The organism is Vibrio sp. 10N.261.51.C6, assembly GCF_041471785.1.
GTDB lineage: Bacteria > Pseudomonadota > Gammaproteobacteria > Enterobacterales > Vibrionaceae > Vibrio > Vibrio crassostreae_C.
The window spans coordinates 1-258 of sequence record NZ_JBFRPB010000143.1 but is presented as its reverse complement, the minus strand read 5'-3'; the positions used below and the strand labels follow the sequence as shown (position 1 = coordinate 258).

The following is a 258-nucleotide window of genomic DNA, read 5'->3' as shown; positions in this document are numbered from 1 at the left end:
GTCCACTCCGCCACTTATTCGATAACCTCGCCTAGTGCGAGGTTTTTTCGAATCTGAAGTAATGAAAGTTTTAGGGGTGTAGCTCCAATTGGCAGAGCAGCGGATTCCAAATCCGCGTGTTGGGAGTTCGAATCTCTCCACCCCTGCCATATTTAAGGCTCTAGCAGAAATGCTAGAGCCTTTTTTGCATCTGTTGCTTCTACGAAGCAATGTTGGGAGTTGGATCGCCAGCCCGGTATAATACCAATCCGGAAAATT

General features: G+C 47.3%; 1 tRNA gene. It reads left to right on the top strand.

Features of this window, described 5'->3' with window-relative positions:
* The first annotated feature begins 72 nt into the window (after positions 1-72).
* Positions 73-149: transfer RNA gene (locus AB4375_RS21585), tRNA-Trp, on the top strand.
* The last annotated feature ends 109 nt before the right edge of the window (positions 150-258 follow it).